Genomic DNA, 22676 nt, shown 5'->3' with positions numbered 1-22676 from the left:
GGAGGGCTCATGTGGTGGCTCGCGGGCAAGTTCGTCGCGGTGCAGCAGCGAGCGCATTGGCAGCTCCGTCCAGCATCGTTGCAAGGTGCGTGCGACCAACGCTGTCGGGATAGGCGAACATAGCGGCGGGCCGGCCATGGGGCCGCCCGCCCGGCGAAATGGCCGATGCACCAAGGTGCGTCGCGCTGTAGTATATACTCTCTACCGCGACGGACGTTTGTGCATTTCGTGGAGGCGTTTCGCTTATGCCTCTCTTCTGCAAGAACGCTTCAAGTCGCCCCCTTTTTCGAGCGCTTTCAAAGCTGTCCCGGCCGATGCCGTGCTTGCGACAGAATTCCGCCGTGCTTCTCGCTTCAAATTGGGCTCTCGGCTGCGCGCCCTCGGCGCGCCGCGCTGCTGACACCCGTTCGCGATCAGCCTTTCGCTTTTTCGCCCTGGCGTCCGCCTGCCGCTGCTCCTTTCGTTCGCGCCTCTGCTGCGCCGTTTCACCTCGCGCCCCAAGCGTCCACAGTTGGTTTTCAACCCGCTGTTTGGGTGTCAGGGACAACATTGCGCCAACGTCCTCGACATTCATCAGATAGCCGGCATCGCGCCACTTCTCGGTGATCGCCGTGAGGGCCGTAAAGCTGACTTTGAGACCCCGCCGCTCGCACCACTTTCGCAGGCGTTCGAAGGGATCGAAGTTCCGGGTTTTGCGGAGCCGGCCGATCTCGAAGATTGCGTTTGCCGCGATTTCCACAGCGGCGAGGACATTGCGCTCGCGGATCAACCCACGCTTGAGTGCGCGCTGGATTTCCATCAACCGCCGCTCTGCTCTCAATACACGCGGCTTGGGAGCAGAGCTTTCGTCGTTATCTTCGAACAGCGCCGCCGTGTTTGCCGGCCCGGTCATGCGCGCTGCCTGTTGGACGGGCCGTTGTTCACAGGGATCGCCGGCTCGCTGAGCAGCTCTCGGATTTGGGCAATCCGGGCCGTCAGATAGGAGTGGACTTCCGCGCAATCGGCCTCGGCGGCGTTGCGATCGACGCCAGCCAGCATGTGGCCGCGCCAAGTAGGATCAACGACATTCGCGACGGTTGCCGCCCGCACGCCGGCTACGATGCGGAGGGCCTCACGATCGAGCCAGGCGCGCATGCGGCGGGTGGTGGGGATGGGGACGACGCTCATCAAGCGGCCTCCGCCTTTAGGCGCTCGATGAAGGCCTCGACTTCGGTCCGTGCAATCATGCGCGAGTGGCCGAGCTTGCTGCTTTTGACCGCGCCGTCTTTCAACAAGCTATAGAATTTTGTGAGACCGACGCCGATCATGGCGGCGGCCTCTTCGGGCCGCACGAAAGCGCTTTCGAATTTTTGGGCTTCGCCGTTCATTTTCTTCCATCCGTAGCGAGGGATTTTGGAACGGCTCTTTCATACCTATCCGACGAGGAAAAAAGTCAACAGGGTCTTTCGCGTTCTTTCGTGTTTCGTCGCAGCTATGCGTATGCGGCATCAGCGATCGACAGGACCTTCGCTCCTTGGCGCAGGCTGTCGCAAAGATCAGCCCACCAAGTGGCCATGGCTACGCGCTCATCCCAATGTCCCGCGCGGTTGTATGCCCGCCTGACCTTGTCTTTTTCAATGTGAGCCAGCTCCCGCTCGATAGCGTCGGCCGACCATTTCCCGCTCTCGTTCAAGATTGTCGAGGCAGAGGCGCGGAAGCCGTGCGGACAATGCTCGTCCTGCGTGATCCCTACGCGCCGCAGTGCGGCGCCCCACGTCATATCCGAGATTGGACGCTTGCGGCTGCGGATCGAGGGAAAGACCAGTGCTCCGTCTCCGGTGATTACGAACTGATCGCGCAGGATCTCAACGGCCTGCTTCGGCAGCGGCTTTTTGTGCTCTCGCCGCATTTTGGTGCGCGCTGCTGGGATCGTCCATATTCCTGCATCCAGATCGAACTCCTTCCACTCGGCCAGGCGCAGCTCGCCGGGGCGCGGGTAGAGATAGGCAAGCAGCTTAAGGCCGTTTGTTGCCTCAGGCGTGCCGTCATAGCCCCACACGGCCCGGAGCAGGCCACCGAATGCCTTCCGATCCTGTATCGCCGGCCGGTTCACGGCCGGCCTGTTTACGAGGGCACCCCGCAATGCAATCGTCGGATCGTCCTTGGCTCGCGCAGTGGCGATCGCGTGCCGGAAGACTTGGCCTATCGTCATGCGGAGCTTAACCGCGCTCGCCGCCGCATTGCGCCGCTCCATCTTACGAAGGACCTCCAAGACCTCGGCGGCGCTGATTTCCGTAATCGGCAGCTTGCCGAGATCAGCACTCGCGAATTCGACTAGGTAGTCGAAACGATCCATTGTGCCTTCGGCGCGCGCCTTTGCGATCTGCGCCGCTCGCAGGTCGGCGGCGATCGACGCGAAGGTGTTCCCGGCAGCCTCGGCCGATTTGATCCTGTCGAGCTTCTTCTGTCTGCCAGGATCGATCCCCCGCGCCAACAGAGCTTTGGCCTCGTCGCGCGCCTTGCGCGCGGCAGCTAGCGCTACAGCCGGGTAAATCCCAAGAGCAAGGGTCTTTTGCTTTCCACCGTACCCATAAGCGAGACGCCACAGCCGCGACCCGTTCGGCGGCACGAACAGATAAAGGCCGCCTCCGTCCGAGTATTTTTTCGGCATGCTCTGCGGCTTTAGGGCTCGGATGGAAGTGTCTGAAAGTGCCATGGCACGCCTTCTTGGTATCGTGAGTGGCCGGCGCTAGCCGATACCAAAGACAATACCAAGAAAACTTGTGAATGCCAGCGAATGCACGCGCATTTCCACGAGGGAATACGACGTCAATTTTTGCGCCTGTACCTTACGATCGCGGGCTTATGCGAAGGAATACGAATGAGCGTGAAGTATTACGAAGGAAGTTACTGGCGGAGGGAGTGGGATTCGAACCCACGGTGAACTCGCGCCCACGCCGGTTTTCAAGACCGGTGCCTTAAACCGCTCGGCCATCCCTCCAGTGACTTCTGTCACGTGAGACTGCTCTAGAGTGCCCGGCAAAGACCTGTCAACCGGCAAGCATCAAGCGCGACTGTTCCCCGGTAGAGTGGGCGGCGGCGATGCCACAATCTTGCCCGGTTCCGGTCACAATCGGTTAATAGGCTGATAAACAATTCCTGCGCACAAAGGATCGGGGTTCAAGCGCCGTTGATATTTGTCGAATGAGTGTTTTGGCTCTTCGGCATCCGGTTGAGTAGGGGACATCAGGAAATGCAGACTACGGCGCGTCCGCGTCTACGCCGTGCTTCCGGATATGCGTTGCTTGCCCTTTCGGCAATGCTGCTTGCTGCGTGCGCATCACAGCCCGAGCCGAAGGGCATGGTCTACAAGAAGACCCGCTCCAAGGAATATTTCGCCGAATCCGAATATGGCGTGAAGGCCAGCCCGCGCGTCCAATTCATGCGGCGCGGCGGTGGTCGCGACCAGCTTGGCAAGCCCTACCAGGTTCGGGGCAAGTGGTATTATCCGAAGGAAGAAAAGCGCTACGCCAAGGTTGGCCTGGCCTCCTGGTATGGCGATGCCTTTCACGGCCGGTTGACCGCCAACGGCGAAGTCTACGACATGACGCATCTGACGGCGGCGCATCCGACGATGCCGCTGCCGAGCTATGCCCGCGTCACCAACCTCGAAACCGGCAGTTCGGTCATCGTGCGCGTCAACGATCGCGGCCCCTATCACGAAGGCCGCATCATCGATGTTTCGGAGCGCGCCGCGCAGATGCTCGACTATGCCAAGGTTGGCACCGCGAAGGTGAAGGTCGAATATGTCGGCCGCGCCCCTCTGGATGGCGATGACGATCAATATCTGATGGCCTCCTATCACCCGGGCAACCGGATACCGGATCCGTCCGATGGCCTGCCGAGCGGCGTCATGGTCGCCATGAACGGACCGTCGCCAAGTCTTCCCGTCGGTGGCGCGGCCGTACCGTTTCCGGGTCAGATGACGGATTCAGGGGCAGTTCAGCCGGTCATGTCGGCGCAATCGCCGTCGTTCGGAGATCTGACGCTGCCCGATTTCGGGCCGATCGTGCCGGAGCGCCCGGAAATGGGCCTGCCGCCGCAATCGCCATTCGCCATGGCTTCGCTGTCCTACGCGGATGAACGCGTGCGCCGGGCGGATGTCTTCGCGGCGATGGATGACAGCGGCATGTCGCCCGCCGACATCCTGCGGTCGTGGAAGAAATCCAGCCCGAAAGCATCTCCATCCAGCTCGGCCTATGTCGCCGCCGGGACCTTCGACAATGCCGTCGAGGCAAAGCGCATCGCGGCCGCCCTCGAGCCCTTCGGCAGGATAGAGATCCAACGTTCCGATCTCGATGGCAATGACTGGTACGCCGTCAATCTCTATCCCGACGGCCATGGCGGCGTGGACGAGTTGCTGCAGGCGGCATGGTCGCACGGCGCGCCCGATGCATTGGCCGTGCGCGATTGATTTGACACCAGCATTTCCGCTGAGCGGTTGATCCGCTCCGCAAAAAGCCCGATAGTTTCGCGGGCTTGCCGGAGGGACCGGCCAACGGGTCGAATTTCATGCAGTTTCGCTTGCTTCAGCCTTTCGCCGGGTTTGTTCTCCTCGGCTTCCTGCTTTCGTTGGTGCCGGCTCAGGCGCAGCTTTTCGAGACCAAGGCCACACAGGCCTTCATGATCGATGCCGATACCGGCACGGTGCTGTTTTCGAAAGACGCCGACAAGCCGATCCCGCCAGCCTCGATGGCCAAATTGATGACCATGGAAGTGGTCTTCAACGCCATCAAGTCCGGGCGCCTCAAGCTCGACGACACGTTCGTGGTGAGCGAAAACGCCTGGCGCAAGGGCGGCGCGCCGTCGGGAACATCGACGATGTTCGCCAAGCTCAAATCGGCGATCCGGCTCGAGGACCTGATCCAGGGCGTGACCGTTCAGGCGGCGAATGACGGTTGCATTGTCATCGCCGAAGGCATGGCCGGATCGGAAGACAATTTCGCCGCGCAGATGACCGAACGCGCGCGCCAGATCGGCCTCAAGACCTCGACTTTCGTCAACTCGACCGGACTGCCGGCGGATGGGCAGCAGACGACAGTGCGCGAACTGACCCTGCTCGCCCTGCATCTCTGGCGCGATTACCCGGATTTCTATCGCTATTACGGCCTGAAGGATTTTACCTGGAACAAGATCTCGCAGAAGAACCGCAACCCGCTGCTGGCCATGGACATCGGCGTCGACGGGCTGGCTGTCGGCGCGAGCGAGGCAGCGGGTTTCGGCATTGTCGCTTCGGTAAGCCATGACGGCACCAGGGTGATCGCGGCGATGACCGGGCTGGCCAATGACAAGGAGCGCGCCGAAGAGGCGCGAAAACTTCTCGACTGGGGCGTCCGCTCTTTCGAGAAAACCGAGATCTTCGCCAAGGACGAGATCGTCGGCGAAGCGCAGGTGTTTGGCGGCGCGAAATCCGGCGTGACATTGAAGGCAAAGGGTCCGATCGACATCTTCCTGCCGATCACCAACCGCGACAAGCTGACGGCCAGGATCATCTATACCGGCCCGGTCGCCGCACCGGTGGAGGAGGGGCAGCCGGTGGGCGCGCTGCGCGTCTGGATCGGCGATACACTCAGCCAGGAGACACCGCTGTACGCCGCCGAGTCGATCGGTGTCGGCACGCTGCCGCAACGCGCCCTCGACGCCGTCAAGGAACTGGCGGTCGGCTGGCTGCGATAGCACCGACGGCATGGACGTTTGGCCGAACGCGGACTATCTAGGGCGCATCAATCCACTCCAACCCGGACAAAGGCCCTTTCGTTTGGCGCGCGGATTTTTCATCACCTTCGAAGGCGGCGAAGGCGCAGGCAAGTCGACGCAGATCGACCGCCTGGCCAGGAAGATGCGCGCCAAGAAGTATGACGTCCTGCTCACCCGCGAACCGGGTGGCTCGCCGGGTGCGGAAGCCGTCCGGCACGTGCTGCTTTCAGGCGCCGCCGAGCCTTTCGGACCGAAGATGGAGGCCGTGCTGTTCGCGGCCGCGCGCTCCGACCATGTCGAGCAGGTGATCCGGCCCGCGGTCGAGCGCGGATCGATCGTGCTTTGCGACCGTTTCCTGGATTCCTCGCGCGTCTATCAGGGGGTTACCGGCGGGCTCGACCCGGCATTCATGGCCGCGCTGGAACAGGTCGCCATCAACGGCATGATGCCCGATATGACGCTGATCTTCGATATCGATCCGGCCGAGGGCCTGCGACGCGCCACGTTGCGGCGCGGCAGCGATGCCGGCGCCGACCGCTTCGAGAAGGAGACGCTGACTATCCATCAGGCGCGCCGCGCCGCCTTCCTGGCGATTGCCGCGGCCGAGCCGGAGCGCTGCATCGTCGTCGATGCCTCGGCCGACCAAGACACGGTCGAGCATGTCGTCACCGCGGCCGTCTTCGCGGCGCTGGAGGCGAGGGCGCCGGTGCGCAACAGGCAGACCGCACCCGCATGATCTTCGAACGCATCGCGCCGGAACAGCATGATACGCTGGACGGCGTCCCAGAACCGTCCGAAACGCCTCGCCTTGTCGGGCACGACCAGGCGGCAACCATGCTTGCCGCCGCCTACCGCGCGGGAAAACTGCCGCATGCGCTGATTTTCGCCGGGCCGGTTGGCATCGGCAAGGCAACGCTGGCTTTCCATCTCGCGCATCATTTGCTGAAGCATCCAGCCTTCGAGCAGGCGCCGGAGAGCCTCGCGATTCCCGACCCGGCCTCGTCGCTGTTTCGTCAGATCGCCACCGCGGCGCATCCGGGCGTACTGCATCTGACCCGTCCGCTCAACGATAAGACCAAGAGCTTCAAGACCGTGGTCACGGTCGACGAGATCCGCAAGGTCAGCCGTTTCCTGTCGCTGACCTCGCATGACGGCAGCTACCGCGTGGTCATCGTCGATCCGGCCGACGACATGAACGCCAATGCCGCCAATGCCTTGCTCAAGAACCTCGAGGAGCCGCCGGCGCGAACCCTGTTCATTCTCATCGTCCATGCGCCGGGCAGCCTGCTGCCGACGATCCGTTCCCGCTGCCTGGTGGTGCGCCTGACGCCGCTCGACGCCGGCGAACTGCTGGCGGTGCTGGAGACCGCGGAACCGCCGCCCCCGGAGGACCCGGCAGCGCGGGCGGCACTGATCGAGCGGGCAGGGGGCAGCGCCCGCAACGCTATCCTTCTGACGCAATATGGCGGACTGGAGATCGCCCAGACGCTCGATGCATTGGTGATGGCGGGCAAGAGCGACGTCGCCGGAGCCTATCGCCTCGCCGAGGCCGTGGCCGGGCGCGATCAGGCGATTCAGTTCGACATCTTCAATCGCCGTGCGCTCGATCTTCTGTCCGATGCGGCGAGCGATGCCGCCCTGGCCGGCGATCTGGCGCGGGCCAAAACGCTGTCGGACACTTGGCATGAAGCGCTGGACGCTGTATCTGAGACAGACACCTACAATCTCGACAAGAAGCAGCACGCCCTGACCATGATCGACCGCCTGAAGTCTGTGATGCGAATGTGACGGCCTTTTCTTGATGCATGCCGTTGCCCCGAAACCGGGGCCACTTTTGGGCGGCATGCATCGGGCTCGGGATGGCAATCGCCGTCCCGATGCGATATCCACCGCCACGGTTTCCATTCAGACATTCATGACGGCCCATCCATGTCACGCGACACATTCTACATCACGACAGCGATCTCCTACCCGAACGGCAAGCCGCATATCGGCCATGCCTACGAACTGATCGCCACAGACGCGCTTGCGCGCTTCCAGCGGCTCGACGGCAGAGAAGTCTTCTTCCTGACCGGCACGGACGAGCACGGCATCAAGATGCTGCAGACGGCCAAGCGCGAAGGCATTTCGGCGCGCGAACTCGCCGATCGCAATTCGGCTGAATTCAAGCGCATGGCCACCGCGCTCAACGCCTCCAACGACGACTTTATCCGCACCACGGAAGAACGGCATTACGCCTCCTCGCAGGCGATCTGGAAGGCGATGGACGCCAATGGCGACATCTACAAGGGCGGCTATGCCGGCTGGTATTCGGTGCGCGACGAAGCCTATTACGGCGAGGAGGAGACAGAGGTCCGGCCCGACAATGTCCGCTATGGACCTCAGGGAACGCCGGTCGAATGGGTCGAGGAGGAAAGCTATTTCTTCCGCCTCTCCGCCTACCAGGACAAGCTCATCGCGCTCTACGAAAGCCAGCCCGACTTCATCGGTCCAGCCGAGCGCCGCAACGAGGTGATGAGCTTCGTCAAATCCGGATTGAAGGATCTGTCGATCTCGCGCACCACCTTCGACTGGGGCGTCCCGGTGCCGGGCGACGAAAAGCACGTGATGTATGTCTGGGTCGACGCCTTGACAAACTACATCACCGGTGTCGGCTATCCCGATGAAAACGATGAGAAATGGCGTTTCTGGCCAGCGGACGCCCATATCATCGGCAAGGACATCGTGCGATTCCATGCGGTCTACTGGCCGGCCTTCCTGATGTCGGCGGGCATCCCGTTGCCGAAGCGCGTTTTCGGCCATGGCTTCCTGTTCAACCGCGGCGAGAAGATGTCGAAATCGGTCGGCAACGTCGTCGATCCCTTCACCATGGTCGAGCATTACGGTCTCGATCAGGTGCGCTATTTCCTCCTGCGCGAAGTGCCCTTCGGCCAGGACGGCAGCTATAGCCATGAGGCGATCGTCAACCGCACCAATGCCGACCTCGCCAATGGTCTCGGCAATCTGGCGCAGCGCTCGCTCTCGATGATCGCCAAGAACTGCGGCGGCGCGGTGCCGAAGCGCGGCGACCTGACGGATGCCGACAAGACGATCCTGGACCAGGCTGCCGCCGCGCTCGACACCGCACGCAAGGCGATGGCCGAGCAAGGCATTCATCTGGCGCTGGCGGCGATCTTCGGCGTTGTGGCGGACGCCGATAGATATTTCGCCGGACAGGAACCCTGGGCGCTGAAGAAGACCAATCCGGAGCGCATGGAAACGGTGCTGTGGACGACGGCGGAAGTTGTGCGGCGCATCACCGTGCTGGCTCAGCCTTTCATTCCAGGGTCGGCTGCGAAGCTGCTTGATTTGCTGGCGGTGCCGGCGGACAGACGCGATTTCGTGCATGTCCACGCCGACCATGCGCTGGTTTCGGGCACCGCTTTGCCGGTACCGGAAGGCGTGTTTCCGCGTTATGTCGACCAGCCGGGTGCGAGCGGCTGATGCTCGTCGACAGCCATTGCCATCTGGATTTTCCGGACTTCGCAGAGGAGCGGGCGGCCATCGTCGCCCGCGCCAAGGCGGCTGGGGTCGGCCGCATGGTGACGATCTCGACGCGCGTGAAGCGGTTTTCGCAAATCCTTGAAATCGCCGAGACTTTCGATGACGTCTATTGCTCGGTCGGCACCCATCCGCACAATGCCGCTGAAGAGCTCGACGTCACCACGGCCGATCTTGTGCGCCTGTCGGCGCATCCGAAGGTGGTGGCGATCGGCGAGGCCGGGCTGGACTATTTCTACGACAAGGCGCCGCGCGATGCCCAGGCGCAAGGCTTCCGCAACCATATCGCGGCAGCTCGGGAAACAGGGCTGCCGCTGGTGATCCATTCGCGCGACGCCGATGACGACATGGCCGCGATCCTCGAGGACGAAACAGGGAAGGGCGCCTTCCCCTTCATCCTGCATTGTTTCTCCTCGGGCCGCCGCCTGGCCGAGGTCGGCGTCTCGCTTGGCGGCTATGTGTCGTTCTCGGGAATTCTGACCTTCAAGAACTCGCCCGAGCTGCGCGCCATCGCCGCCGATGTGCCGCATGACCGGCTGCTGGTCGAGACGGACGCGCCCTATCTGGCGCCGATACCGTTTCGCGGCAAGCGCAACGAGCCGGCCTATGTCGCCCACACCGCCAAGGTGCTGGCCGACACGATCGGCGTCAGCGAGGCCGAGGTCGCCGCCCTGACGACCGACAATTTCTTTCGGCTGTTTGGAAAGATGCCGCGCCCGGATAAGCGGGTCGCATAGGCATGAGCGACAGGCTGCGCGTCACGATACTCGGCTGCGGCTCCTCGCCAGGTACGCCGCGCATCACCGGCGACTGGGGCAATTGCGACCCGGACGATCCGAGGAACCGGCGCATGCGCACGGCCGCGCTGGTCGAGCGGATCGCGTCCAATGGCGGCCGCACGACGGTGGTCATCGACACCGGACCGGACTTCCGCCAGCAGATGCTGCTGGCGTCGGTAAAGCGCCTCGATGCGGTGATCTATACGCATCCGCACGCCGACCACATCCACGGCATCGACGATTTGCGCGGCTTCGTCCTCGACCAGCGTCACCGGATCGATGTCCATGCCGACGAGCCGACGATGCTGCGCCTGCGCCAGGCGTTCGGCTATTGCTTCGAGACGCCTTCGGGCAGCTCCTATCCGCCGATCGTCACGGCCCACATCATCGACCACGCAAGGCCGGTCGTGATCGAAGGAGAGGGGGGTGCCCTCACCTTCGATCCACTGCCGCAGGTCCATGGCGACATCATCTCGCTCGGCTTTCGCGTCGGTGGGCTCGCCTATTGCCCTGATATCAGCGACTTTCCGGAGTCCACCGCCGCGCGTCTGAACGGGCTTGATGTCCTGATCATCGACGCGTTGCAGTACAAGACGCATCCGAGCCATCTGTCGCTTGGCCAGGCGCTTGAATGGATCGAACGGCTGGCGCCGAGACACGCCGTCCTGACCCATATGCATGTTCCGCTGGACTACGCCACGGTGATGGCCGAAACGCCGGACAGTGTCGAGCCGGCATATGATGGCATGGTGATCGATATCCCTTATAAATCAGCGTGATACTTAGGACATCTCACAAGACTGCTCAGCTCTTTGGACCCAGCATGAGCAGTGTGCCGATCCGCTGATAGCCGACATGTGGGTACAGCAGCGCGCCTGTATGTGTGGCTGTCAACACCGAGCATGCCGAACCCTTGGCCTTGTCATCGTGCAGCATCCTAGAGAGCAGCGCCCGTCCTATCCCGCGGCGCCGGTGCGATGGTTCGACAAACATGTCGGCGCACCATGTGGCGCCGGCGGCGTCCACGCTGCGCACGCGCCCGACGATCTCCTGGCCATCAAGGGCTACATACTGACGGAACGGAGCATCGTCGCTCAGCAAATCGTCCGCGATCGGCCGCTTGCGCGTGATCTTGCCCAAACGCGACGCCAGCTCGGGCGTGCGAACGCGTTCGACGGACTGCGAAACAGCCGGTGCGCTCGGAAGATGCCTGAGCGGCTGCACGAAAAAACCTTCGGTTCCGACCAGCCGGTAGCCAAGCGCCTTGTACGCAGCTCTGACCGGCGCATCTGGCGTGCCCATGGCGATCACCACACCAAGGTAGAAATGGCCGCGCGTGTGCCGGCGCGCGGTCGCATCGACGTCCTCGGGTGTGACGTCATAGGCGATCCATTCTTCCTTGCGGTAGTCACGGGCGTTTTTGCGCTCGGCGTCGCGCATCCACCACAGAGCTCCGACGCGACTGATTTGGTATGGAAAGGTGCGGCTCCTGCCGGCGCTGTGGCCGCGCACGAACACCTCGATGGCTGTCTCGATTGTCGGCATTGACCTCGTCATGCCAGGCAGCCTAGCGGTACACATCATGGCAACACAACAGGCCGCTCGATATCAAGCCGATGAAAAATATCGGGAATTTCCTGGTTCACTCTCACTCATCAGTTCCATAATCTATCTTATGCGACTTACAGAAAACCCAGTGACCGCGCATGGGTGGCAAAGGACACCGTCCTCTTACGGCACGCAGGAAGCCTCTACAGAAAATACGCCAGCGTCTCTCGGCTGCCTGGATCAAGCGTTTGCCATTGGCGCTCCATTACTCCGCGCAACCCAGCACCAATCTGATCGCCACGCATGGGCTGAAACCCGCGCTTTCGGAACCATGGTCCGTTCCACGGTGGTTCCTTGAATGTGGTCAAAGACACCGCAGGAACCCGTAAGGCGGCTGCGTGATTGATAGCTGAGGACAGAAGCGTCGACCCTATACCGCGCCCGGATGCATCAGGTGCAATCGAGATATTGTCCAGATACAGCGATCCGTCGAGAAGTCTGACGGCTACAAATCCGATGGGCTCGGGGTCCTCACGTCCTACAGCTACCTCGACACGACAGGCCTCGAACCTGCCGCGGGGCAACGGAGGAGCATCGGCGATATGAGCCAGTTCGGGGAATGCGCGATACCGTTCACGAGCCTGCGCGGAAATGAGCTGCAATCGGGCGAGATCCTCGTCCTTGGCCAGACGTAGCTCAAAGTCACGCATCCCAATTCCCTCAAGCCGATCCCATCACCGCTGTGTCTGCTGGAATGGCAACTTCCGGGCAAGCCAATTCTCCAGGAGAGCGGGTGTCGCATCCGGAAATTGCCTTAACAAGGGATACCGAATTGGACGATGGCGCCGGACCGGTGAAGCGACTACCCTTGAGCTTCCCTGTCGCGCTTCCTCACTCAGCTAACCAATAAGATGGCCGCTCCACCTTCCTTTCTCAATTTTCCCGATCGCCTCGCCGATGGCGTGACACCTCGCATGGTGATCTCCGGCGTCGGCCACGGCAGCACCTATCCCGGCAAGGACAGCAGCGGCTACGCCCTCGCCGCTGACGCCATCCGCGCCGAAAGTCAGGGTGACGCTCCGCTCGTCGAGCACTGGGATTTCGATCTTGGCGGCCCGCTGTTTGATGGCAGGCCGGCCTGCTGCGTTGACGCCGGCGATATCGTGACCTCCTTGCATGACAATGCCGGCAACCGGACCCGGATCGAGGCAAGAATCCGCGAGACCCTGTCGATGCCGGCCATTCCAATCCTCATCGGCGGCGATTGCTCCGTCACCATTCCCTTTCTGGCCGGCTTTGCGGACCACGGGCCGGTCTGGGTCCTGCAGATCGATGCCCATATCGACTGGCGCGACGAAGTGCTTGGCGAGCGCTACGGCTATTCGAGCCCGATGCGCAGGGCGAGCGAGATGCCGCACGTCGCCGGCATTGTCCAGGTTGGCTTGCGCAGTGTCGGCAGCGCGCGCCAAACCGAAGTCGAGGCAGCGCAGCGCTACGGCAGCCGCTTCGTAACCGCTCGCCAGATTCATGCTCAGGGCGTGGAGGCTGCCCTTCGGCATATTCCGGAGGGCGCGCGGGTTGTCGTCACTCTCGATTGCGACAGCCTCGATCCCGGCGTCATGCCGGGCGTCGCGGCGCGTACGCCCGGCGGCCTCACCTACACGCAGGTGATTGACCTGATCTCGGGCCTCGGCAAGCGGAGCAGGATTGCCGGGTTCGACCTTGTCGAGTTTTACCCGCCCGCCGACATCGACAGCCTCTCGGCCCTGACCGCCGCGCGCATTCTCGTCAATGTCGTCGGCGCCGTTGTCCGTCAGCAGGGACTAGAACCCATCATCGAGGCACACGGAGCGCCTCCCCATCACGGTTGATGATGCGGATTGACCTGGTAGCCCAGCACCCGTTTCGCGCCGGGCTTGATCAGCATGACGCCCGGCTTGTCGGCGAAGTCGCCGTCGAAATCGACGGGACTGGCGATGCCATGCCAGGGCTCGATGCACAGGAACGGCGCGCCGCCCGGCTTGGACCAGATGCCAAGCTCGTTGAACCCCTGCCATGACATTTCGATCGCCGGCCCCTGCCCGGCTGAATACAGCACGCTGGTGCTGGAGGGACGGTCCAGAATAACGGCGTCGTCGTCAAAGAGCCGCTCGGAGAGCGCGAGCGTGTTGCCTTTGATAGGCGTAGGCTGCGCCGCTGGCAGCAGCAGACCTTCTTTCAACCGGCGTATCGGCGCCTGTTCGTCATCGGCGAAGGTCAGCCTGTAGGCTTCCTTGGGCATATCCGGCAGCAGCGGCCAATTGAACGCCGGATGGGCCCCGATCGAAGCCGGTAGGGTTTCCTCACCGGTGTTGGTGATCTCGAACGTCACGCTGAGCTGGTGATCCAGCGCGTAGCTGACGGCAAGGCGGAAAGCGAACGGGTAATGCGTGCGCGTCTGCGTGTCATCAGTGAGAACAAGTGTGCAGGACCGAGGCCCCCTCTCCGCCCACGCGAACGGCTTGTCGCGCGCAAACCCATGCTGTGTCATCGGATAGGTCTGGCCACCATGGCGCAACTGGTCGCCCTTGAGCCTGCCGACGATGGGAAACAGCACGGGAGAATGGCGCCGCCATTCCGGCCCGGCCTGCCACAGGAACTCCAACCCATCGTCGCCGCGCAACGAGACCAGCTCGGCGCCCTGCCCGACTATGACAGCCGAAACACCGTCGCCGTGAAGTGTGTGGCTGTCCAGGGCCATGTGTCCTCGCGTCGGTTTGAGACTGCCGGGGCAGACTAGCAAAAGCGCTTATGGACTTAAAGATTTCGGGGTTTCGTTCGAACGAAATGTGGCCGAAAGGTTTCCCCTCCGGCCACCTCTCCGTATCAAGGGCGATAGCCCACGCCCTTGCCCACAACGGAGAGTGGTTATTCGCGCTCGCCGGTGAAATTCAGCAACAACTGGAAGATGTTGACGAAGTTCAAGTAGAGCGAAAAGGCGCCGAACACGGCGAGCTTCTGACGCGATTCCGCGTCGAAATTCTCGGCGTACTGCTCCTTGATCGTCTGCGTATCCCAGGCGGTCAGGCCGATGAACACGGCGATGCCGATCACCGAGATGGCGAACTGCAGCGCGGTCGAGCCGAGGAAGATGTTGACGATGCTGGCGATCACCACGCCGATCAGGCCCATGATCAGGAATGACGAGAACTGTGTCAGGTCACGCCTTGTCGTGTAGCCGTAGAGGCTGGTGGCGCCGAACATGGTGGCGGCGATGAAGAAGGTGCGCGCGATGCTGGTGCCGGTGAAGACCAGGAACACCGAGGCCAGCGAAAGGCCCATCACGGCACAGAATGCCCAGAACATCGCCTGGGCGCTCGCGGCCGACATGGTCTGCATCTTGAACGAGAAGAGCAGCACGAAGGCCAGCGGCGCCAGCATCACCACCCATTTCAGCGGGCTGGAGAAGATCGGCACGTAAAGCGCCGGCGTCGAGGACACCATGTAGGCGATGAGGCCGGTAACGACCAGGCCAAGGCCCATATAGTTGTAGACGCGCAGCATGTGCTGGCGCAGGCCCTCGTCGAAAACGGCTCCGGTTTGGGCGCCGGCACCGACGCGGTAGCCCAGATTGGGGGTATTCATTTCAAATCTCCTTGGTCAATCGATCAGTAGAGGGTTCTGGCAAGCGTCTCGGCGGCACGGTCGAGGTCATGGACGCCGCTCTTTGCAACCACCGCGTAGGCGACCTCGCCAATCTGGAAATAGGCGGACGAGATGTCGCTCGACGGCGCCACGGTCGGCTTGACGACGTCGAAACTTCCCGGCCTGATCGCGAACAGCGACACCAGGCCCATGTCCTTCGTATCGAGAGCCATCTCGACGCTTGGGCCGAAACGCGACGGGTAGATCTGCACGTCGCGTACTTTCCAGTCCTTGGGCAGCGACGGCATGACGATCGCGGTCGCGGCACGGATCTCGCCGGCATTGTAGTTCGGCGCTTCCGTCTGCGAGGACATGGTTTCGCGCACCAGTGTCGTTTTGTGCGCCCTCACCGCTTCCTCCACATAGGCGGGCGGCTGGGGCGAAGCGACGACCTTGGTCACCGACATCGGGCCGATGATGCCGTTGGCCAGCCAGCCCGCGGCTACGAAAGCCACAACCGCCGCCGCGCGCTGCAGCACACCGAAGATGCGGCCCCGGGCAAGCCCCCGCTCCAGCCGCCGCGCGGCGTCGGCCGTTGCCGGGCGCGCCATGCCCTTGGAGGCGGCAAGCGCCACCCGCAGCTCATCGCGGGTCCTGAGATCCGCCATCACACGCGCCGCGGCCTCCGGACGGGTGGACAGGAACGCTTCGACCTCGATGCGGCGGGTGACGTCGAGCTGGTCGTCGACATAGGCGTCGAAATCGGCGTCCGTCACTGGATCGACAAGAGTGGTCATCAGTCGTCTCCCACGATCCTGAGATGATTCCTGCCGCGAGCCGGCGCGGCCTCTTCCATCTGGCGCAAGGCTGCCCTCGCCCTGCCGATGCGCGACATCAGCGTTCCCAGCGGCACGCCGGTGGCATTGGCCGCTTGCTGGTAGGAAAGCCCTTCGATAGCCACCAGATGCAGCGCCGATCGCTGTTCTTCAGGCAGGTTGAAGAACGCGTCGCGCACCTGAGCAAGGCGCACGGAATGCTCCTGCGGTGCCGGCGTGCTGGCATCGGTAAGATATCCGGCCTGTTCGAGGCGCGCCGCTTCCGAGCGGCGCGAGCGCATCCGGTCGATGAAGGTGTTGTGGACGATCGACAACAGCCAGGCGCGCAGGTTTCCGCCCGAACGGAAGGTTCCGCGGCGCTCATAGGCGCGCACCAGCGCATCGTGCACCAGATCTTCGGCCTCGGTGCCATCGCGCGTCAGCGAACGCGCGTAACGCCGCAGCGGCCCGAGCTGTCCTATGATGTCAAAGCGTGGCATCGACCGTTTCATGCCCTGTTTACGGAGCATGTGGGGATTTTAATCCTCGCAACGCCAATTATTTCGGCCTGGGCCGATTTGAACCTCCTGAGGCATTGGCCGTTGGCGCTCTCTACCCCTGGCGCGAAATCGCCGGCCTCGGTCCGGGAACGCCGCAAGCCCGCAGGACCCAGCGGCGGCCGTCGTTGCGGAAGTCGGTGATGCTCAGCGGCTCAATGTCTATCTTCAAGCTGGCGGCAAGCGGCGCGCCGAGAACATGCAGGATCGCGGTGCGGATAACGCTGGCGTGGGTCAACGCGATTGTGTGGCCACGCTCGGCTACCAAGCCATCCACCATCCGCGATGCTCTTCGTGCGACATCGGCCAGCGACTCGCCACCATGGGGAGCCGCATCCGGATTCGTGAGCCAGGCGGCGACAGCCTCGGACTCGGCCGCCTGTACGTCCTCCAGGCGCCTGCCTGCCCATCTCCCGAAATCCTGATCGGCCAACAATGGCTCGACGGATGCTTTCAGCGCCAAAGCCTCGGCCGTCTGTCGGGCGCGCAGCGCCGGCGCGGACCAGACACGGTCGGCGTGCGGCAGCGTCGCGCGCATCGCCTCGGCCAGCGCCAGCGATTTCGCTTCGGCCGGTTCATCCGACGGAAACGCACCACGCCTTGTCCCGGCGGTAATACCGCTGCAGATCATCGTCAGCCGTCCGTGCATGAAGCCCTCATCCCTCCTCGCCTTTTTGAAGCCCGTCCAACTTGCATGAAGCGAACACGTTCTCGTGTTGTCGATCACATCTCGTTGACAGCAATAACGCCGGCTGAATAGGCTCGCCAGCAGGTTACGGGTTTGGAAGCCGGTGAAAATCCGGCACGGTCGCGCCACTGTGACCGGCGGTATCTCGCCGGAAGTCAGGCCTTCTCCCGTAGGTGATTTGATGAACGGGACGCAGGATCCCAGGAGAGCCTCGATGTCGAATACGACCTTTGCACCAACTTACGGTCCGCTGCCGATCCCGGTAAAGGAACTTTTGCCGTGGGCCATCTTCGGCGGGCTTCTCTGCCTGCTGGCCATCTATTTCGTTGGCGCGGAAGAAGGCGCGACGTCGATGATCTCGGGCATGTATGTGCACGAATGGGTGCATGACGGCCGCCACCTGCTCGGTTTCCCCTGTCATTAGGCCTGGGCCATCCCTCACGGATGGCGTCTTGATGAATTTGTTTGGTGCTTGATCATCGCGAAAGCCGGGGAGCTTTCCGGATCATGACTTGGGGACAACGGATATGGTTGGAAATCTTTTGCTTCGCGGAATGCTGGTCGGCCTTTTCGCAGGAATTCTCGCATTCGGCTTTGCCAAGATCTATGGCGAACCGCAGGTTGACCGCGCCATCGCTTTCGAGGAAGCCACGGCACAGGCCGCCGGCGAAACGCCGGAGCCTGAGCTCGTCAGCCGCCCGACACAGGCAGGCTTCGGTCTTCTGACCGGCGTGCTGGTCTATGCCACTTCGATCGGCGGGCTGTTCGCGCTGGTGTTCGCCTATACCTATGGCCGCGTCAGCAGCTTTGGACCGCGCGGCACCGCCGCGCTTTTGGCTCTCGCCGGTTTCGTCGCCATCGTTCTGGTTCCCGATCTCAAATATCCGGCCAATCCGCCCTCGGTCGGCAATCCCGACACGATCGGATCGCGAACGGAACTGTTCTTCATCATGCTGGTCATCTCCATCGCCGCGCTGACCGCGACCATAGGGCTGGCGCGCCGGCTCTGGGCCCAGCATGGCGGCTGGAATGCATCCATCATCGCTGGAGCCGCCTTTGTCATCGTCATAGCGATTGCCATGTACGCGTTGCCGACGATCAACGAAGTGCCTGAAAAGTTCTCGGCCGATCTCCTGTGGCGCTTCCGCGTCGCTTCGCTCGGCATCCACGTCGTTCTGTGGACCGTGCTGGGCCTCGGCTTTGGCGCGATTGTCGAGCGCAGCTTCGCCGGTCAACTCTCGCGCCCCGCATCTGCCCGCCCCGCCCTGCGATAGGCCGATGCCTGGCCACGCAGGCAGATCAACAAGCCATATGGCGGCGCTCCTGGTGGGCGCCGTCCTGCTTTCTGCGTCGTCGTTGCCCGCCTCTGCCCACCGGACCAGCACTGGCGGCCCGACCAGCGGCATAGCCATACCAAGCCTCACCCATGGCCAGATGGCGGTGATTGCTGATTATCGCAACAGAATCCTCGACGTCGCATCGCGACAGCAAAATACCGATCTGACCTTCAGGCGGCTGCAGAATTACGGAAACATCCAGTACAGCTACTGCCTGTGGGGACTGGTGCCGGGCAGCTTGCGCGACGAAGACAGCCCGTTCAACGAATGCTCTCACGCCTATCTGTCGGCGGCGCAGGCATTGCTCGTCTACATGCGCAAGATGGACGGCCAGAAGGAAGGCGTGGATGCCCTGATATCAGACATCGACGCCGACATGGTTCGCAACCATGCCTCCTTCGTCATGTGCCAGTTCAGCGGAGAAGCATTCAACACGGCTGACGTCATCTCTCCCAGATGGCGCGATGTACCCTTTCATGCGCCCAGCCTGGCGACATTTGCGGCGCTAGCCATCATCGCGGCTGTCGCATTGCGTGCCTTGAGGGGCGCCCCGCGGTCAAACCGCCGCAATGGACCCGCGACGCCCGCCTGAGCCCTTGCGCCGACAACATGGTTCTGGATGGCCGATTGCCACCGGCACAATGTTTTGCGGCGAAAGCTCTGGTGCATCCCGTTCCATTTGCGTATCACTCCGCCGCGCCAACGGAACCATGATCATGTTCGAAGACCTGCAGCCAGCTCCCGCCGACAAGATTCTGGCCCTGATCGGCCTCTATCGTGCCGATCCGCGTCCCAACAAGGTCGACCTCGGTGTTGGCGTGTACAAGGATCGCGACGGCAGGACCCCGGTCATGCGCGCCGTGCGCGAGGCCGAAAAGCGGCTGCTGGACAGCCAAGACACCAAGACCTATCTCGGCCTCGCCGGCGATACCGTTTTCAACACGGTGATGGCAAAGCTCGCCTTTGGTCCGGGCGCCGACCTGACGCGGATTCGCGCCGCACAGGCTCCCGGCGGTTCAGGCGCGCTGCGTCTGGTGGCGGAACTGCTGAAGCGCACCCGCTCCGACGCAACCGTGTGGCTGTCGGATCCAACCTGGCCGAACCATATGCCGGTCATGCGCGCTGCCGGGCTGCAGATTCGCGACTATCCCTATTTCGACGCGGCCACGGGGGCCGTTCGCTTCGACGCCATGCTGGCGGCGCTGCGCACGGCAAACAGCGGCGACGTGGTGCTGCTGCATGGCTGCTGCCACAACCCGACCGGCGCCAATCTGGACGCGGCTCAATGGGAGGCCGTGACCGATCTCGTCGTCGAGCGTGGCCTTCTCCCCTTCGTCGACATCGCCTATCAGGGCTTCGGCGATGGCTTGGAGGCCGATGCGCTCGGCCTGCGGCTGCTCGCCGCCAAGGTTCCCGAAATGGTCGTCGCGTCGAGCTGCTCGAAGAATTTCGCCGTCTATCGCGACCGCGTCGGCGCGGCGATGGTCCTGGCCAGGGACAGTGCCCAGGCCGACGTGGCGATGAGCCAGATGCTGTCGGCGGCGCGCGCCATGTATTCGATGCCGCCCGACCATGGCGCTGCCGCGGTGCGCATCGTGCTGGAAGACGACGCCCTGCGCGCCGACTGGGAAGCAGAGCTCGAAGAGATGCGCTTGCGCATGCTGAGGCTTCGCGTCGCGTTCGCCGAAGCGCTGCGCCGGCAATCCAACTCAGACCGTTTCGATTTCGTCGCCAGCCACCGCGGCATGTTCTCGCGGCTCGGCCTGACCGAAGCGCAGGTCGAGCGCCTGCGCACGGAGCATGGCGTCTACATGGTCGGCGACAGCCGCATCAACGTCGCTGGCCTGCCGGAAGACGGGATGGACGATCTTGCCAAGGCGATCGTCTCGGTTCTGGACTGATCCGGCACGCTCAACTGTGGACAAGGCGCCCGCGCCGGCCGGCGGCATTGGCCGTGCGGCCTGGCGCGCGATAGCATCGGCCGCATGACACCTTCGAAAGACATTTCGCGCCTGATCGAGATCATGGCGGCGCTGCGCGCGCCGAAGACCGGCTGTCCATGGGACATCGAGCAGGATTTCGCGACCATCGCCCCCTACACGATCGAAGAAGCCTACGAAGTGGCGGACGCCATCGCCCGCGGCGATCTCGACGACCTGCGCGACGAACTGGGTGATCTCCTGCTGCAGGTCGTCTACCACGCCCAGATGGCGCAGGAGGCCGGCGAATTCGCCTTCGGCGACGTGGTCGAGGCCATCACGACCAAAATGATCCGCCGTCACCCACATGTCTTCGGCGACGAGACGGCGCGCAGCGCCGGCATGGCTAAGGGCATGTGGGAAAAGATCAAGGCGCAGGAGAAGGCCGAGAAGCGGCAGGCTCGCCTGGCGCGCGGCCTCGATCCCGAAGACAATGGCAAGGGGTTCCTGGACAGCGTTCCCGTCGCCCTGCCCGCCCTGACCCGCGCCCTGAAACTTCAGGAAAAGGCCGCGCGTGTCGGATTCGACTGGAGTGAGGCCGCCCCGATCCTGGACAAGATCGAGGAAGAGATCGGTGAGTTGCGCGAAGCCCTGGCCAAGGGCGAGACCGCGTCGATCAAGGACGAGTTCGGCGACATGCTGTTCGCGGTTGTCAATCTCGGCCGCCACCTGAAGGTCGATTCGGAGGCGGCGCTCAGCGGCACAAACGAGAAATTCCGTTCGCGCTTCCACTATGTCGAGCAGGCCGTGGAAAAGTCCGGCGGCACGCTGGAGAAGGCGACATTGGATGAGATGGAAGCGCTCTGGCAGGAAGCAAAGAGCGCGAAGTAACCTGCCTCAGCCGTTGTTTTTACGGCGCAATCGGCTTTCGATCTCTTCACGGGCGCTTTGCGTGGCCTTGAGCGAGATCGTGGCGCTGCCGTCGTCATTGTCGGTGCGTGAGATGACATCGCCATTGCGATAAAGCCAGTCGACAAGGCCGAACTGGGCCGGCTCGACCGTCACCGTCAGGTCTTCGAGCTCCCCCGCCATCCGCGTCTCGATGACGGCCTTCAGCGCATCGATGCCCTCGCCAGTCACCGCCGATACCGCAATCGGCGGGCCCTTGCTGCCATCCGCTGCATCGGCAAGCAGGCGGTTCCTGTTGCCCTCGTCCAGCCGGTCGATCTTGTTCCAGACTTCGATCACGCGGCTGGTGTCACCGGCGTCGACACCGAGGTCGGCCAGGATGCGCTCGACATCCTCGGCCTGCGCTGCCGTATCGGGATCGGAAATGTCACGCAGGTGAATGACCAGATCGGCCTCGACCACCTCTTCCAGCGTGGCGCGGAAAGCGGCGATCAAATGTGTCGGCAGATCGGAAATGAAACCGACCGTGTCGGAAAGAATGATCGGCGTGCCGTGCGGCAACCGCACACGGCGCAGCGTCGGGTCGAGCGTGGCGAACAGCATATCCTGCGCCAGCACCCCGGCCCCGGTCAGCCTGTTGAACAGCGTCGACTTGCCGGCATTGGTGTAGCCGACGATCGCCCCCACCGGGAACGGCCCTTTCTTGCGCTTGGCGCGATGCAGGTCGCGTGTGCGGCGGACCGTTTCCAGCTCATGCTTGAGCTTGATGATCTTTTCCTGCAGCTGCCGCCGGTCGGATTCGATCTGGGTTTCACCGGGACCGCCGAGGAAACCGGCGCCGCCGCGCTGCCGCTCGAGGTGGGTCCAGCTGCGAACAAGGCGCCCCTTCTGGTAGTTCAGGTGCGCGAGCTCGACCTGCAGTGTGCCTTCCTTGGTGCGCGCACGCTCACCGAATATCTCGAGAATGAGCCCGGTGCGGTCGAGCACCTTGGCGTTGAATTCCTTCTCCAGATTGCGTTGCTGCACCGGCGTCAGCGGATGGTCGACGATGACAAGTTCCGCGTGCCCCTCTTTCACGATCTGAGCAAGTTCCTCGATCTTGCCGCTGCCGAGCAACGTCGCGGGGCGCGGGTCGTTGACCGTCACGACAGCCGTATGGATCGGGTCGAGGTTGATGGCGCGGGTAAGTCCGACGGCCTCGTCGTGGCGAGCCTCGGCCGAACG

Annotated in this window: 25 protein-coding genes, 1 tRNA gene and 1 riboswitch; of the genes, 13 read left to right on the top strand and 13 right to left on the bottom strand. The window is 63.0% G+C overall.

Annotation, left to right across the window (positions count from 1 at the left end; all coding sequences use genetic code 11):
* Window positions 1–7: 7 nt before the first annotated feature.
* The 5 genes from J0I79_RS19980 to J0I79_RS19960 form a co-directional block, all read right to left on the bottom strand.
* Window positions 8–892, bottom strand: coding sequence for a hypothetical protein (locus tag J0I79_RS19980; RefSeq protein ID WP_292862732.1), 885 nt, complete (start codon window positions 890–892; stop codon window positions 8–10).
* On the bottom strand, window positions 889–1167 hold the full coding sequence (locus tag J0I79_RS19975) for a hypothetical protein (protein WP_292862729.1): 279 nt from the start codon (window positions 1165–1167) through the stop codon (window positions 889–891). The genes J0I79_RS19980 and J0I79_RS19975 overlap by 4 nt, the downstream gene beginning before the upstream one ends.
* Complete coding sequence (locus tag J0I79_RS19970) at window positions 1167–1367, bottom strand: helix-turn-helix domain-containing protein (RefSeq protein WP_292862726.1); 201 nt, start codon at window positions 1365–1367, stop codon at window positions 1167–1169. Before J0I79_RS19970 ends, J0I79_RS19975 begins: the two co-directional genes overlap by 1 nt.
* A 104-nt stretch (window positions 1368–1471) precedes the next feature.
* Entirely contained in the window at window positions 1472–2695 is a 1224-nt protein-coding gene (locus J0I79_RS19965; RefSeq protein ID WP_292862723.1) for an integrase arm-type DNA-binding domain-containing protein, read from the bottom strand.
* Between the two features lie 195 nt (window positions 2696–2890).
* Window positions 2891–2980: transfer RNA gene (locus J0I79_RS19960), tRNA-Ser, on the bottom strand.
* A 252-nt stretch (window positions 2981–3232) separates the two neighbouring features.
* Between J0I79_RS19960 and J0I79_RS19955 the strand changes: the two genes are divergently transcribed.
* From J0I79_RS19955 to J0I79_RS19925, 7 genes are all read left to right on the top strand, one after another.
* Window positions 3233–4453, top strand: coding sequence for a septal ring lytic transglycosylase RlpA family protein (locus J0I79_RS19955; RefSeq protein ID WP_292862720.1), 1221 nt, complete (start codon window positions 3233–3235; stop codon window positions 4451–4453).
* A 98-nt stretch (window positions 4454–4551) separates the two neighbouring features.
* Window positions 4552–5715 carry a D-alanyl-D-alanine carboxypeptidase family protein gene (locus J0I79_RS19950; RefSeq protein WP_292862717.1) on the top strand — a complete coding sequence of 388 codons (1164 nt, stop codon included), beginning with the start codon at window positions 4552–4554 and terminating at the stop codon, window positions 5713–5715.
* Between the two features lie 82 nt (window positions 5716–5797).
* Entirely contained in the window at window positions 5798–6472 is a 675-nt protein-coding gene (tmk, locus tag J0I79_RS19945) for a dTMP kinase (protein ID WP_292862714.1), read from the top strand.
* A complete protein-coding gene (locus J0I79_RS19940; RefSeq protein WP_292862711.1) occupies window positions 6469–7524 on the top strand; it encodes a DNA polymerase III subunit delta' in 1056 nt (351 codons plus the stop codon). Before tmk ends, J0I79_RS19940 begins: the two co-directional genes overlap by 4 nt.
* Before the next feature lie 141 nt (window positions 7525–7665).
* Window positions 7666–9219 (top strand): methionine--tRNA ligase, encoded by a 1554-nt coding sequence (gene metG / locus J0I79_RS19935; protein ID WP_292862708.1) that lies wholly within the window; start codon window positions 7666–7668, stop codon window positions 9217–9219.
* Complete coding sequence (locus J0I79_RS19930; RefSeq protein WP_292862705.1) at window positions 9219–10013, top strand: TatD family hydrolase; 795 nt, start codon at window positions 9219–9221, stop codon at window positions 10011–10013. The genes metG and J0I79_RS19930 overlap by 1 nt, the downstream gene beginning before the upstream one ends.
* Before the next feature lie 2 nt (window positions 10014–10015).
* Window positions 10016–10834: an MBL fold metallo-hydrolase gene (locus J0I79_RS19925; RefSeq protein WP_292862702.1), complete on the top strand. Its 819-nt coding sequence runs from the start codon at window positions 10016–10018 to the stop codon at window positions 10832–10834.
* Between the two features lie 25 nt (window positions 10835–10859).
* Here J0I79_RS19925 and J0I79_RS19920 read toward each other — a convergent pair whose 3' ends face one another.
* Together J0I79_RS19920 and J0I79_RS19915 are read right to left on the bottom strand one after the other, a co-directional pair.
* Entirely contained in the window at window positions 10860–11600 is a 741-nt protein-coding gene (locus J0I79_RS19920) for a GNAT family N-acetyltransferase (protein WP_292862699.1), read from the bottom strand.
* Window positions 11601–11806: 206 nt separating this feature from the next.
* Window positions 11807–12313: a GNAT family N-acetyltransferase gene (locus J0I79_RS19915; protein WP_292862696.1), complete on the bottom strand. Its 507-nt coding sequence runs from the start codon at window positions 12311–12313 to the stop codon at window positions 11807–11809.
* 201 nt (window positions 12314–12514) lie between these two features.
* Between J0I79_RS19915 and J0I79_RS19910 the strand changes: the two genes are divergently transcribed.
* Window positions 12515–13474 (top strand): agmatinase, encoded by a 960-nt coding sequence (locus J0I79_RS19910; protein WP_292862693.1) that lies wholly within the window; start codon window positions 12515–12517, stop codon window positions 13472–13474.
* On the opposite strand, the gene J0I79_RS19905 is transcribed toward J0I79_RS19910, so the two are convergent.
* The 5 genes from J0I79_RS19905 to J0I79_RS19885 all read right to left on the bottom strand — a co-directional run bounded on the left by J0I79_RS19905 (window position 13465) and on the right by J0I79_RS19885 (window position 17326).
* The gene (locus tag J0I79_RS19905; protein ID WP_292862690.1) at window positions 13465–14343 is read right to left on the bottom strand and encodes an aldose 1-epimerase family protein; all 879 of its coding nucleotides are present in this window, start codon (window positions 14341–14343) and stop codon (window positions 13465–13467) included. The two genes, J0I79_RS19910 and J0I79_RS19905, sit on opposite strands and share 10 nt — an antisense overlap.
* A gap of 167 nt (window positions 14344–14510) precedes the next feature.
* Window positions 14511–15227 (bottom strand): Bax inhibitor-1/YccA family protein, encoded by a 717-nt coding sequence (locus tag J0I79_RS19900; protein WP_292862687.1) that lies wholly within the window; start codon window positions 15225–15227, stop codon window positions 14511–14513.
* A 23-nt stretch (window positions 15228–15250) separates the two neighbouring features.
* Window positions 15251–16024, bottom strand: coding sequence for an anti-sigma factor (locus tag J0I79_RS19895; RefSeq protein ID WP_292862685.1), 774 nt, complete (start codon window positions 16022–16024; stop codon window positions 15251–15253).
* Window positions 16024–16542 carry a sigma-70 family RNA polymerase sigma factor gene (locus J0I79_RS19890; RefSeq protein WP_292862656.1) on the bottom strand — a complete coding sequence of 173 codons (519 nt, stop codon included), beginning with the start codon at window positions 16540–16542 and terminating at the stop codon, window positions 16024–16026. The genes J0I79_RS19895 and J0I79_RS19890 overlap by 1 nt, the downstream gene beginning before the upstream one ends.
* A 112-nt stretch (window positions 16543–16654) precedes the next feature.
* The gene (locus tag J0I79_RS19885) at window positions 16655–17326 is read right to left on the bottom strand and encodes a histidine phosphatase family protein (RefSeq protein ID WP_366014809.1); all 672 of its coding nucleotides are present in this window, start codon (window positions 17324–17326) and stop codon (window positions 16655–16657) included.
* Between the two features lie 47 nt (window positions 17327–17373).
* Window positions 17374–17459, top strand: a riboswitch (adenosylcobalamin (AdoCbl) riboswitch).
* A gap of 42 nt (window positions 17460–17501) precedes the next feature.
* Between J0I79_RS19885 and J0I79_RS19880 the strand changes: the two genes are divergently transcribed.
* From J0I79_RS19880 to mazG, 5 genes are all read left to right on the top strand, one after another.
* Window positions 17502–17711 carry a CbtB domain-containing protein gene (locus J0I79_RS19880; RefSeq protein WP_292862653.1) on the top strand — a complete coding sequence of 70 codons (210 nt, stop codon included), beginning with the start codon at window positions 17502–17504 and terminating at the stop codon, window positions 17709–17711.
* Between the two features lie 103 nt (window positions 17712–17814).
* The gene (locus tag J0I79_RS19875; RefSeq protein WP_292862650.1) at window positions 17815–18561 is read left to right on the top strand and encodes a CbtA family protein; all 747 of its coding nucleotides are present in this window, start codon (window positions 17815–17817) and stop codon (window positions 18559–18561) included.
* A 37-nt stretch (window positions 18562–18598) separates the two neighbouring features.
* Window positions 18599–19216, top strand: a complete 618-nt coding sequence (locus tag J0I79_RS19870; RefSeq protein WP_292862647.1) for a hypothetical protein — start codon at window positions 18599–18601, stop codon at window positions 19214–19216.
* 124 nt (window positions 19217–19340) lie between these two features.
* Window positions 19341–20525, top strand: coding sequence for an amino acid aminotransferase (locus J0I79_RS19865; protein WP_292862644.1), 1185 nt, complete (start codon window positions 19341–19343; stop codon window positions 20523–20525).
* Window positions 20526–20609: 84 nt separating this feature from the next.
* Window positions 20610–21434 (top strand): nucleoside triphosphate pyrophosphohydrolase, encoded by an 825-nt coding sequence (mazG, locus tag J0I79_RS19860; RefSeq protein ID WP_292862641.1) that lies wholly within the window; start codon window positions 20610–20612, stop codon window positions 21432–21434.
* 6 nt (window positions 21435–21440) lie between these two features.
* On the opposite strand, the gene hflX is transcribed toward mazG, so the two are convergent.
* Window positions 21441–22676: GTPase HflX (gene hflX, locus J0I79_RS19855; protein WP_292862639.1), on the bottom strand; the 1236-nt coding region annotated here is incomplete at its 5' end.

Source organism: Mesorhizobium sp., assembly GCF_017306585.1.
GTDB lineage: Bacteria > Pseudomonadota > Alphaproteobacteria > Rhizobiales > Rhizobiaceae > Mesorhizobium.
Note: the sequence above shows the minus strand (reverse complement) of the source record. Positions and strands in the feature narration are given on the sequence as shown.

Bases quoted from the DNA above. Each gene is read 5' to 3' on its own strand.
- J0I79_RS19895 (WP_292862685.1), bottom strand. From the start codon at position 16,024: ATGACCACTCTTGTCGATCCAGTGACGGACGCCGATTTCGACGCCTAT.
- J0I79_RS19965 (WP_292862723.1), bottom strand. From the start codon at position 2,695: ATGGCACTTTCAGACACTTCCATCCGAGCCCTAAAGCCGCAGAGCATG.
- J0I79_RS19980 (WP_292862732.1), bottom strand. From the start codon at position 892: ATGACCGGGCCGGCAAACACGGCGGCGCTGTTCGAAGATAACGACGAA.
- J0I79_RS19925 (WP_292862702.1), top strand. From the start codon at position 10,016: ATGAGCGACAGGCTGCGCGTCACGATACTCGGCTGCGGCTCCTCGCCA.
- mazG (WP_292862641.1), top strand. From the start codon at position 20,610: ATGACACCTTCGAAAGACATTTCGCGCCTGATCGAGATCATGGCGGCG.
- J0I79_RS19950 (WP_292862717.1), top strand. From the start codon at position 4,552: ATGCAGTTTCGCTTGCTTCAGCCTTTCGCCGGGTTTGTTCTCCTCGGC.
- J0I79_RS19930 (WP_292862705.1), top strand. From the start codon at position 9,219: ATGCTCGTCGACAGCCATTGCCATCTGGATTTTCCGGACTTCGCAGAG.
- J0I79_RS19875 (WP_292862650.1), top strand. From the start codon at position 17,815: ATGGTTGGAAATCTTTTGCTTCGCGGAATGCTGGTCGGCCTTTTCGCA.
- J0I79_RS19970 (WP_292862726.1), bottom strand. From the start codon at position 1,367: ATGAACGGCGAAGCCCAAAAATTCGAAAGCGCTTTCGTGCGGCCCGAA.
- J0I79_RS19870 (WP_292862647.1), top strand. From the start codon at position 18,599: ATGGCGGCGCTCCTGGTGGGCGCCGTCCTGCTTTCTGCGTCGTCGTTG.
- J0I79_RS19910 (WP_292862693.1), top strand. From the start codon at position 12,515: ATGGCCGCTCCACCTTCCTTTCTCAATTTTCCCGATCGCCTCGCCGAT.
- metG (WP_292862708.1), top strand. From the start codon at position 7,666: ATGTCACGCGACACATTCTACATCACGACAGCGATCTCCTACCCGAAC.
- J0I79_RS19975 (WP_292862729.1), bottom strand. From the start codon at position 1,167: ATGAGCGTCGTCCCCATCCCCACCACCCGCCGCATGCGCGCCTGGCTC.
- J0I79_RS19880 (WP_292862653.1), top strand. From the start codon at position 17,502: ATGTCGAATACGACCTTTGCACCAACTTACGGTCCGCTGCCGATCCCG.
- J0I79_RS19955 (WP_292862720.1), top strand. From the start codon at position 3,233: ATGCAGACTACGGCGCGTCCGCGTCTACGCCGTGCTTCCGGATATGCG.
- J0I79_RS19865 (WP_292862644.1), top strand. From the start codon at position 19,341: ATGTTCGAAGACCTGCAGCCAGCTCCCGCCGACAAGATTCTGGCCCTG.
- J0I79_RS19905 (WP_292862690.1), bottom strand. From the start codon at position 14,343: ATGGCCCTGGACAGCCACACACTTCACGGCGACGGTGTTTCGGCTGTC.
- J0I79_RS19915 (WP_292862696.1), bottom strand. From the start codon at position 12,313: ATGCGTGACTTTGAGCTACGTCTGGCCAAGGACGAGGATCTCGCCCGA.
- J0I79_RS19900 (WP_292862687.1), bottom strand. From the start codon at position 15,227: ATGAATACCCCCAATCTGGGCTACCGCGTCGGTGCCGGCGCCCAAACC.
- J0I79_RS19940 (WP_292862711.1), top strand. From the start codon at position 6,469: ATGATCTTCGAACGCATCGCGCCGGAACAGCATGATACGCTGGACGGC.
- J0I79_RS19890 (WP_292862656.1), bottom strand. From the start codon at position 16,542: ATGCCACGCTTTGACATCATAGGACAGCTCGGGCCGCTGCGGCGTTAC.
- J0I79_RS19920 (WP_292862699.1), bottom strand. From the start codon at position 11,600: ATGCCGACAATCGAGACAGCCATCGAGGTGTTCGTGCGCGGCCACAGC.